Annotated in this window: 12 protein-coding genes; all 12 read left to right on the top strand. The window is 54.1% G+C overall.

Annotated elements, in window-relative coordinates:
• Positions 1-1,398 (top strand): coiled-coil domain-containing protein (locus tag ABEV74_RS20690; RefSeq protein ID WP_430149184.1); only part of this gene is annotated, 1,398 nt, incomplete at its 5' end.
• Positions 1,395-2,507: a hypothetical protein gene (locus ABEV74_RS20685; protein WP_430149181.1), complete on the top strand. Its 1,113-nt coding sequence runs from the start codon at positions 1,395-1,397 to the stop codon at positions 2,505-2,507. The genes ABEV74_RS20690 and ABEV74_RS20685, both read left to right, overlap by 4 nt.
• A gap of 500 nt (positions 2,508-3,007) precedes the next feature.
• Positions 3,008-3,715 (top strand): MBL fold metallo-hydrolase, encoded by a 708-nt coding sequence (locus tag ABEV74_RS20680; RefSeq protein WP_430149178.1) that lies wholly within the window; start codon positions 3,008-3,010, stop codon positions 3,713-3,715.
• Between the two features lie 11 nt (positions 3,716-3,726).
• Positions 3,727-4,038 carry a hypothetical protein gene (locus ABEV74_RS20675; RefSeq protein ID WP_430149175.1) on the top strand — a complete coding sequence of 104 codons (312 nt, stop codon included), beginning with the start codon at positions 3,727-3,729 and terminating at the stop codon, positions 4,036-4,038.
• The gene (locus ABEV74_RS20670) at positions 3,953-4,444 is read left to right on the top strand and encodes an HNH endonuclease (protein ID WP_430149172.1); all 492 of its coding nucleotides are present in this window, start codon (positions 3,953-3,955) and stop codon (positions 4,442-4,444) included. Before ABEV74_RS20675 ends, ABEV74_RS20670 begins: the two co-directional genes overlap by 86 nt.
• A gap of 6 nt (positions 4,445-4,450) precedes the next feature.
• Positions 4,451-5,251 carry a conserved phage C-terminal domain-containing protein gene (locus ABEV74_RS20665; protein ID WP_430149169.1) on the top strand — a complete coding sequence of 267 codons (801 nt, stop codon included), beginning with the start codon at positions 4,451-4,453 and terminating at the stop codon, positions 5,249-5,251.
• Positions 5,232-6,617, top strand: a complete 1,386-nt coding sequence (locus tag ABEV74_RS20660) for a replicative DNA helicase (RefSeq protein WP_430149166.1) — start codon at positions 5,232-5,234, stop codon at positions 6,615-6,617. The genes ABEV74_RS20665 and ABEV74_RS20660 overlap by 20 nt, the downstream gene beginning before the upstream one ends.
• A gap of 405 nt (positions 6,618-7,022) precedes the next feature.
• Positions 7,023-7,592, top strand: coding sequence for a RuvC family protein (locus ABEV74_RS20655; protein ID WP_430149163.1), 570 nt, complete (start codon positions 7,023-7,025; stop codon positions 7,590-7,592).
• A gap of 273 nt (positions 7,593-7,865) precedes the next feature.
• Entirely contained in the window at positions 7,866-8,747 is an 882-nt protein-coding gene (locus tag ABEV74_RS20650) for an SNF2-related protein (RefSeq protein WP_430149160.1), read from the top strand.
• Positions 8,748-8,778: 31 nt separating this feature from the next.
• Complete coding sequence (locus tag ABEV74_RS20645; protein WP_430149157.1) at positions 8,779-9,429, top strand: dUTP diphosphatase; 651 nt, start codon at positions 8,779-8,781, stop codon at positions 9,427-9,429.
• A gap of 15 nt (positions 9,430-9,444) precedes the next feature.
• Positions 9,445-9,852, top strand: coding sequence for a hypothetical protein (locus tag ABEV74_RS20640; RefSeq protein WP_430149154.1), 408 nt, complete (start codon positions 9,445-9,447; stop codon positions 9,850-9,852).
• Positions 9,810-10,175 (top strand): hypothetical protein, encoded by a 366-nt coding sequence (locus ABEV74_RS20635; protein WP_430149151.1) that lies wholly within the window; start codon positions 9,810-9,812, stop codon positions 10,173-10,175. The genes ABEV74_RS20640 and ABEV74_RS20635 overlap by 43 nt, the downstream gene beginning before the upstream one ends.
• The last annotated feature ends 295 nt before the right edge of the window (positions 10,176-10,470 follow it).

Below are 10,470 nucleotides of genomic sequence, written 5' to 3'. Positions count from 1 at the left end.
CACCGCAAGATGCTTGCGGCGCGACGCAGCGAGATCAACAAAGAGCTTGACAAGATACCGGTCCGGATCGACGAGGCGCAGCGGGCGATGCCTGACGTCGCAATGCTGAATGCCGATGCTCTTGATCAGCAAATCACATCGATCAAAGAGCAGGTCGAGGCGAAGCAGGCCGAACTGATCCGCATCCAGTCCGGCGGTGAGATCGCAGTCAAGGAAAAGCGACTGCGGGAAATTGAAGGCGAATTGCTGACGATCAAAAACGACGCGCAAGCCGCGGCGCTGCAGGCGATTTCCGCTAAGCGTCAGGCAGCCGAAGCGCTGACCCGGCGGGCGGACGACTTGGTTTTCGAATCTCAGCGGATTGAACGGAGAATCAGCGAAAATACAACTCGCATCGAAGCCAAGAAAGCAGAGGCAGACCGTCTGCGGGCGGAATGGCGTGCTGCCAAAGCTGAAACCTTCGAAGGGACTCACACACAAAATACTTGCCCGGCGTGCGGGCAGCAGCTTCCGGCCGAACGGATCGCAGAAGCTCACCGGAAGGCGCTCGAAGCTTTCAATATGAGCAAAGCGAGTCGGCTAGAGGAGATCAACAGGCAGGGGAAGGCGACGAAGGATGAAATAGAGCAGCTTGTGCTTGAGACGGAAGAACTTGCCGGAAAACTGGAGGCTATTCACGCCGACCTAGAAATAGCGAGGCGGGAAGCCGACGCTGCGAAACAAGAGCTCGAACGAGCAGCGGCCGGGGGGCCGGACGTCGAGAACCATCCGGAATACGCGGCAAAGCTGCAGGAGAAGGCGGCTGTCGAGCGTGAAATTCTGGGGCTGCGCTCGTCCGTACAGGGCACGCTCGAAACGCTCCGCGCAGAGCTCGCGAAGCTCCGGACGGAGTTGGAGTTGCTCGAACGTGACAAAGCCAAGATCGACCAGGTCGAGGCGGGCAAAAGGCGGATCGCCGAGCTCAAGCAGCAGGAAAAGGTACTTGCGGCCGAGTTCGAGGGCCTTGAGCGCCAGCTGTGGCTGACAGAGGAGTTCATCCGGACCAAGGTGACGCTGCTGGAATCGAAGATCAATTCGAAATTCCGGTATGCACGGTTCAAGCTTTTCGAACAGCAAATCAACGGCGGTCTGGAGGAGACCTGCGAGACACTGTATAACGGCGTGCCGTACAGCAGCGGACTCAACCGGGCGGCGCAGATCAATGTGGGCCTGGACATTATCAATACGCTTTCGCAGCATTACGGTTTTGTAGCTCCGATCTTTATCGACAACGCGGAGGCTGTAACCGAGTTGGCCGAAACGGCCGGACAGCAAATCCGCCTGATCGTCAGCAAAGGCGACAAGCAGCTGCGCATCGAGCGCGCAAATCAAACCGCACAGGAGGCGACTTTGTTTTGAGCAACCAAACCTATTCGACCGGATTGACAAAGGTTAACGACACGTTTCTGCCGATGATCGAGGGCCAGCTGACCGGGCACGGCATCAGCATGGACCAGTATTCCAAGCAGTGCGTGCTGAACGCTCTCGCATCGATCAATGCCACGCTGGATGCAAAAGGAATACCATTCAGCGATCCGACTCTCGACCGGAACAATCTGACGACGATCTTGCTGAACGTTGCGGCGTTGAAGCTGAACGCAGCGGCCAGCCCGCGAGAAGTATATTTCCAGGTCCGAAACGTCAAGGTCAAGGTTGACGGGAAGGACGTTTGGAAGAAGCAGATCGAAATGGGTATCGAGGGTGACGGGAACGACGCGATACTCAACCGGTTCGGCCGCAATGTCGAGCAGGTGCGCCCGTACTGGCTCGTCCGAGAAGGCGACGACTTCGAATATCCGACTTACAACGGGCTTGAGATGACGCCGCCGAAATGGACACCGAAAGGCAAGGGGCCGGTCGTCCGGATCGTCTACCCGATCATATTCAAGGACAAAAGCATTCAGTATTTTATCGGCGAGCGGGATGATGTGGCGCGCAACCTGATCGCACACATCAACAACAACCTCATGAACGAAACGTTCGGGATACTCCCGCAGGGTAAAACGCGGTATGATGCTACGCCCGAGCAGGCAAAAAAGATCGCTGAGAAAAAGGCGGAAGTGCTGCAAAAGGCTGCTAAGCTCGGTTTGGGCGCCTTGGATGACCCCGAACTGCAGCAATGGATCAGTCCGGCATGGACGGAGCACCAGAGCCGCGAGTCGATGATCATTCGGAAAATCCGGAACAACATCGTGAAGAAAATCCCGAAGGATTTCGGCAATGCCTTTGTGGAAATGCTCCACTCCGAGGCGACCGACGACACGTACTCAGCGGTCCGGCAGGAGATCGCCGAAAACGCGAACCGTGAAGTGATCGATATCGAACCATTGCCGGAGCGTCCGCCTGCTGCTGCCGACCCGGTACATGAACCAGCGAACGCTGAACCGGTACGAGAAGCAGAGCCGCCGAAGGCCGCAAAGAAGCCTGATCCGCAGCCGGCGGAAGATGAGGACGGTCCGGCCTGGTGATCCTATGGCTTTACGTAAAATAATTTTGAATCCTGGGGACAAGTTCGGAATGTTATCTGTTGTGAGAGAACTTCCGAAGGTCGGTAACAAACGATACTTTTTATGCAAATGTGAGTGTGGTAGAGAAAAACAGTTTCGAATGGAAAATCTTCGAAGCGGACACTCGCAAAGCTGTGGATGTAAGCGGGCGGAGGTAGGCAGGGATAGGAGAATTCATGGATTTTCGAGGACAAGGCTTTATGGAATCTGGGCAGGCATGAAAAATCGATGCTACAACCCAAGAGTCAAGTCCTATCGCTACTACGGCGCAAAAGGTGTCACGGTATGCGATGAATGGATGAATTTCGAAGGATTCTGTAATTGGGCGTTATCGAATGGGTACCAGCCACATTTAACGATCGACCGAAAAGATCCGTTCGGTAATTACGAACCAACAAATTGTCGGTGGGCTACGAGGTTAGAACAGCGGCAAAATCGTCGAGATTCGGTGGTGAAGCAGGTTGATTGAATTTCGACCACTCGGCTCCAGCAGCGCAGGCAACGCCTATTATGTGACCGACGGCACCACGCCGCTACTTCTGGAGGCTGGCCTTCGGTTCGCCGACATCCGCCGGATGCTCCGATTCCGGACATCCGACATCGCCGGGTGCCTCATATCGCATGAGCACAGCGACCATATCAAAGCTGCGGCTGAGGTCATGAAAGCTGGCATCAATGTCTACGCCTCGGCCGGGACGATGGCGGCCGCCGGACTGACCGGACACCGGGCAATACCGATCGAAGCGCGCAGGCAATTTACGGTTGGGACGTGGACGGTGTTGCCGTTCGAGGTCGAGCACGACGTCGAGGAGCCGCTCGGGTTCCTGCTCGCGAATCAGGACGGCGAGAAGCTGCTGTTTGCGACGGACACGTATTACATCCGGTATCGATTTTCCGGACTAAGTATGATCGCGATCGAGTGTAATTATTCGCTCGCCATCCTAGACGAGAACATCCTCGCTGGCCGGGTCCCGGTCGCGATGAAGAAGCGTCTGTTACGCTCGCACTTCTCGCTTGAGAACGTGAAGGACTTCTTCCGAGCGAACGACCTGAGCAAACTGCAAGAGGTTTGGCTACTGCATCTTAGTGACAACAACAGCGACGCTGCCGCGTTCAAGCGCGAGATTCAGGCGCTGACCGGCGCCGCCGTTTACGTCGCGGATCGATAGGAGGGAATGGATTGGAGAAAAAAAGGCTTGATCCGGAATTTCTAGCAGCAATGAAGGTCATCGCAACAAAAATCGGCTTCTCTTCCCCTATGATGAACGAACTCCTGATGCACATTGCTGCACTTGAGGACGACATTGACGCCCTCATGGACAATGTGACGCAGCTATTGCGGGAACTACGGCAGGTTCGCAAGGAGCAAGAGGACCCGGTCAGAGCGGATGTCCGCAGGCTGATCGATGAGTGGGAGATGTCCGAGCGATCATTCGATCTGGCGACCGCCGTCGCCGAATACGTGCGAGGGAAAGTCAGTGAGCAAAACTGATCGAACGGTTAATGTGTGCGGCGAAGACGTCCCGGTATATGTTTGCGATCAATGCGAAGAGGCTGTCGGTTCTTACCTTCATTGGGAGCACAAGGACTTCACGCTGTGCGCAAACTGCGTTGAGGAAAATTTCTTTTCGATGTTTCAACGCCATAAGCCTGCGAATCCAGCAGTCAAGTCAAAGAAATCTATCCCAAGCAAGCTAAGAAAAGAAGTCTTCGAAAGGGATCGCTACCGCTGTCGATATTGCGGGTCGCATAAAGATTTGGTTATAGATCATATTCTCCCAGAATCACGAGGCGGCCCGACAACACGCGAGAACCTTGCAACGGCTTGCAAAGTCTGCAACACCTACAAGGGGGCCAGAACTCCAGAGGAAGCCGGAATGACATTAAGACGGGCGTGAGGCGAGATGCCAGGAGGCGCATTTTTAACAAGCAGGGAAGTGTTTTCGAACCCAATATGGCAAAACATCGTCGAATTCCGTTTGTTCTTCCTGATCTATGGCAATGCCGTTTTTTCTGAGGAGGGTGTAAGAGTAGCTGATGACCTGGTATTACAGCGGGGGCAATGGCTTCGGTCCACGCGCAAGCTGCAGGAGGACTTGAAATTCATTGAGAACCGACAGGTTAAAACCTACTCTACGGCCACAATTAACCGGACGATTCAGCGTCTCGTGAAGTTGCAGAGGATATGCACGAAACAGCACCAACTTGGAACAGTGTTTACGGTGTTGAATTACGAGATGTATCAAGCGTTCGGAGAGAAGGAGGAGGAGAACTTGGAACGGAACTTGGAACACTCACGAAACAATAATAAGAATGTATATAAAGGAATTAATAAAAAAGATATATATAGCGGCATCCACGAAAAAATTATCGCTTATCTCAACGAAAAAACAGGTAAGCGATATAGCTCAAAAGTTAAGCGAACGAGAGACTTGATCAACGGCCGGTTGAGCGAAGGTCGCACCTTTGAAGATTTTGTCTATGTAATCGATACGAAATGCAGCCACTGGCTCGACGATCCGAAGATGTTCGAGTATCTCCGACCGGATACGCTGTTCAGGCCGACGAATTTCGACAAATACCTGAACCAGCTGCCGCGGGAAGAGGAAGGAAGAGATTCATATTTTGAATCTCGCGACAAGGAAGTCGCCTTCCAACAATGGGTAGAGGAGGGGAATGACCCGGATGAGTTCGATTGGAGTTGAAGAATTCCACGAGCTGCAGGCCGAGCAGTCAGTCCTTGGAGCCATCTTTTTGCGACCGGAATGTCTGGATGAGATCAGCTTTTTGGAGCCGAGGGATTTCAGTTCCGAGAAGCATGAACTGATATATCGCGTCATGCAGTACCTCTATAGGGCAGATAAGCCAGTCGACATCGTGACGGTTGCTGAGCATTTTCAGCGTCGAAACCGCCTGGAGGACATGGGGAGCGTCGCATACCTGCTGGAGTTACAAAGGAGCTGCCCGTCCGCAGCCAACGTTGAGCATTATGCGCGGCTCGTTCGGTCGAAAGCGCTCGGTCGGCGGATCGCCGAGAAGGGTCGGCAAATTGCGAGCCTATCACGAGACGACTTTGAAAGCGATGAGGAATATTTCGCGACCGTTGAGGAGATGATCGACGAGCTACGGCCACAGCAGTCGATCGGTATGCGGAGTTTCGGCGAGACGAAACAGGAATACATGCAGCACCTGCGCAGCAAAGCCGGGAAGATGCTGAGCGGATTCGACCAATTCGACCGCTGGTCGCAACTCTGGCGCGGATGGCTGTACGTTCTGGCCGGTCGCCCCAGCGTAGGAAAGACAGCCAAGGCGTTGCAGCTCGCCATAGGTGTTGCGAGACAGCGTCAAGGCGAAGGGATTTTCCAAATCGATGCGAAAGATGCCGGTGTTGTCCTGATTTTTTCTCAGGAGATGGATGAAGACGAGTTGAAAGACCGTATGGTCGCGAACATTTCGGGCGTTTCATACAACCGGATCATTAACAAGGGTGGAGAGGACGGGTTTACGGAAGAAGAGTGGAAGAAGATCGAGCGTGCCTATTCCGAACTGGAATCATTGCCCATCTACATCCAGGACAAAGCGGCCGTCACGATCGAAGAGATCCGGGCCACGGCGCGCCGGTTCAAGAAAAAGTACGGGAAGATTGCGCTCATCATCGTGGACTACCTACAGATCATGCACATCCCGCAAAAGCCCGGCGAGCGCCGTGACCAGGCGATTGGCCGTGTGACCGGTATGGCGAAGCAGATCGCCCGCAAACTGGATTGCTGTTTCCTTCTGCTGTCGCAGATGACGCGGGACAGCGAAAACTCGGAGGAGCCGAAGCTTTCGCACCTCAAGGAGTCCGGCAGCATCGAGCAGGATGCGGATGTGGTCGAGTTCCTCTGGCACAATCCCGACGATACGGAGCAGGGCGGCAAGGTCATACAATCCGTTTTCGCGAAAGGCCGAAACGTCGGGACGAACAAATTCCGTTACCTATTCCAGGGATGGTTGCAGCGGTTCAAGGAGCTCGAAAAGAAAGAGGTGACGAAGTCTGAGCGCAAAAACTGGCCGAAAAATCGAAAATGACGAAGCCTATGAGCGGTCGCTGCAATGGCTGATCGAAAAGGCTCACGATTTGGAAAATGACCCGCTGCTCACAGGGCCGGAGCGCGAAGAACTGATGCGGAAATATGACCTTGTTGCAGACGAAGTCCAGCGCTACCGCTGGCGCCACAAACTGGAGGAAGGAGGATCGCCATGAAGGGGCGTTGCAAATATCCAGGCTGCCGACTGCGCGGGCGTGGAACGTTCGCTTTGGTGCCGCTGTGCAATGACCATTTGTCCGACATTTGGGATGAAGCGCGTAATTACTATCGCCGTCGCATTAGCGATCGGCAGATGTACGACAAAATCGCCGACCAAATCCCTTGGAGCCGGAAACGCTTGGGGGAATACGACCGCAACGGCGAAAAGCGAAAGGAGGAGTAAACCGTGCGATTTGTCGGAATCGACCCGGCGACAAAAACGGGTGTCGTTGCCCTGGATGAGCACGGCAGCGTGATCCTTGAGACGGAAATCAAGGGCGAAGGAAAGAAGGAGAAGGGCGGCATATCGGTTCAGCAGCTCGTCTCGCTCGAAAACCAACTCTTCCGCTTGCTGCAGGAGGGGGATGAAATTTGCATTGAGGCGCCGGCAATCGGCACGCAGAGCGGCATCACGACGGGCATGATCCACGGCGGCCTGCGGACGGTCATCCACCGCCGGAATCTCGGCTTCTATATTGTCAACCCGATGTGGACAAAGAAATACGTCGGCGTGACCGGATGGACCGGCGAGGCCGGCAACAAGCGCCGGCTGAAAGATCGGGATAAGAAGGAGGCCATAAAGGCCGCGGTCCTGCAGCGCTGGGGCTACACGCACAAGAGCGACAATGTCGTCGACGCTTACGTGATCGCCCGGATAGCCTTTAACCTCTACCGAATGCGGGAGCTGCTACCGCCGATCGATACGGAGAGGCAACAACTCGAGGTCGTTCAGGACATTCTAAACAAAGCGATTTAGGCCGCGCAAGCGCTCGGTCAGGGGATTCGTGCGGCCTTTTGACCAAACAGGTGTTCGTAAAATGGAGGTGGAGAGGTGAACAAACGCATTCTTTACCGAATCGCGATCGATCAGAGCCTAGAGCTCGACATGCGGTATGCCGCGGCTCGCCGATTGCAAGAGATGCGACTGCCGCCAAAAATGCAATGGCAACCGGAATTATCGCCCGATATATTACGGATTCTCTACCGAGTGAGGCTACGGCGTAAGAGAGGCCGAAGGGAGGTGTAAAGCTTGGATTATATTGATTTTCTCAAATCAAAAATAGCAATCGCTCGTGATTCTGGGTTCAAGATCAACGCTACAGATATTCACCCAGCGCTAAAGCCCCATCAGCGCGACGCTGTGCAATGGGCAGTGCAGGGAGGCCGACGGGCGTTGTTCGAGTCCTTCGGCCTCGGCAAGACGGTGCAGGAGCTTGAATATTGCCGGATTATCACTGAGCGCCAAGGAGGCCAGGCGTTGATAGTGCTTCCGCTCGGCGTCATGCAGGAGTTCAAGCGCGATGCCGTCGAGCTGCTGGGCCTGTCAGAACCGGAATACGTCCGGACGATGACGGAAGCGCGCGCGGCCACCGGAAGGATTCTGCTGACCAACTACGAGCGCGTTCGGGATGGAGATATCGACCCTACCTACTTTACGGCCTGCGTGCTGGACGAAGCGTCAGTTCTCCGCAGCTTTGGAAGCAAGACGTATCAGACGTTCCTTGATAAGTTCGAAGGCGTACCGTATAAACTGGTCTGCACGGCCACGCCGTCGCCCAACCGTTACAAAGAGCTGATCCATTACGCCGGATTATCCCGTAAGACCAAAAAGGCAATGCTCGGCCGGAAATGGGGAAAGCACGAACTGCGCAAGCGCATTGCTGCGGTGGTCGTGACACCGATGCCTTACCCGGAACCCGCAGAGTTGTCGGATCAATTCTGCCCCAAATGCGGGTGCGAGCGAACAAGATATACAGGAAATATGTCTTCATGGCCTGAGCTCTGGACCCGGACGTACTGCCTTCGATGTGGTTTTTTGGTTGCAACAGCAGATAACAGTCCAGAGGTACATGTCCTAGAACTGATGTGCGGGCCGGATAAGGACGAATGGGACCCTAAATATTGGGGATAACCCCCATCACCCCATAGGAGGAGAATTGGATATGACCATCACTCTTGAACAAATGTACGAAATGCAAAAGGAGCTCGACGCGCGGATTATTCGCGAAAAGGGGCTGGAGGGGCAAGACCTGCTGCCGAACACGGTATTGGCGCTGCAGGTTGAGATCGGCGAATTGGCGAACGAGTGGCGCGGGTTTAAGCATTGGAGCAACGACCGGGAGCCTCGGACGGTGGTTCAAGTGACTTGTCCTACTTGCAAAGGTAAGGGAGAAGTCCCGGACTTGGCCGATGGCATGGGCTATACGTTTTGCCCCGACTGCGGAAGAAGTGGGCAAGTAATCGTGAACAAACTCCTGGAAGAATACGTTGACTGTCTCCATTTCTTCCTGAGCATCGCGCGGCAGCTAGAACTGCCGGCTGATGATCTGTACGCCTGGGAAGACGATCCGGAAGGCGAAACGAATATCCTATTCATCGAATTGTTGCACAATGTCGGATTAATTATCGGCGACCAGTTCTTATTCCACAAACCGGAAGACGTGAAGGAATGGCGTAGGGAGCATCTTCGGTCATCGCTATTTATCTTCTACGCACTCGGGGAGAAACACCTCGGCTTCACCTTCGACCAGATCGCGACCGCCTACGTTGAAAAAAACCGCGTCAACCATGAGCGGCAAGCGAACGGATACTGAGGAAGGAGAATCCCAATGATCAATAAACAGGCGAAATTGATAGATGGACATAAGCTGTTGGAGTGGATTGCTCGAATGTCTCTGATGTATCACGAACATGGATACGACAATCATCTTTACGCGCTAAACGCTGTTACAGAGGAAATCAAATCCGGTCGTTTCGACGCTCCAACCGATGATCGACTGCGGGCGGCGTTTTCATCGCGCGGCGTATTCAACGCATTACGTTATTACCAAAAGCAAGGCTTATGCGAGGGCGAAGAATACGACGAAATCGAAAAAGCACTCGAAGCCATCTCAATCTCAACAGGGGCGCAGAATGTGCCGCACGTGGAATTAGACGATCTGCCTTTTACAAGACACGCTTGCGGCGACGTTGGTTGTCCGGTTTGCGGCAGGGCCGGGAGGCTGGTATTCGGCTGAAGGAATCGAAACCTTCGTCAGCCCGAATGCCTCCAGCCAATCGAAAGCTTTGGCGGCGTACGTCGTGCGCCAAACTCGAAGACGAACGTCGCCAACATGAATTCGAGCGAAAGCAGCACGACGAACTTCGGGAAACGGCGCAAAAGTTGATCGGGAGTTTAAACGGCTACCTGAAAGAGTTGGACGAATGGTCCCAAAAGGCTTATCTAAACTATACTGTCTGCTCTGACAGTCATCAGCTTGGCATGGCGGAAGCATACGAAGTCGCCGAATATTGCTTGCGCGAAATCCTCAAAGAAATCGGGGTGACAGTAGATGAGTAACAATCCGGGGATAGCGGAAGAAATACGGAAGGCGTTGGGTGTGTCAGAGCAGTTTGACGAAGAAGGAAGAGTAGCGTGGTTGGAGGTTAGGGGAAATTGCCGCCAATGGCTCCGCTGGCAACAGGGAGAGATAGAGCGACTGCGGGCAGAACGGGATGAAATGCTTGAGGCTTTACGGTATTACGAACAAGCCACGCGGGGTACGGTGATAAATGATTTCGGCCAACGTGCACGAGACATACTCACCAAATACAAACAGGGATAGCGGGCTAAGCTCGCTTCCCTATATGGGAGG

The organism is Paenibacillus cisolokensis (genome assembly GCF_050481165.1).
In the GTDB taxonomy this organism is placed as follows: Bacteria; Bacillota; Bacilli; order Paenibacillales; family Paenibacillaceae; genus Paenibacillus_AH; species Paenibacillus_AH cisolokensis.
Note: the sequence above shows the minus strand (reverse complement) of the source record. Positions and strands in the feature narration are given on the sequence as shown.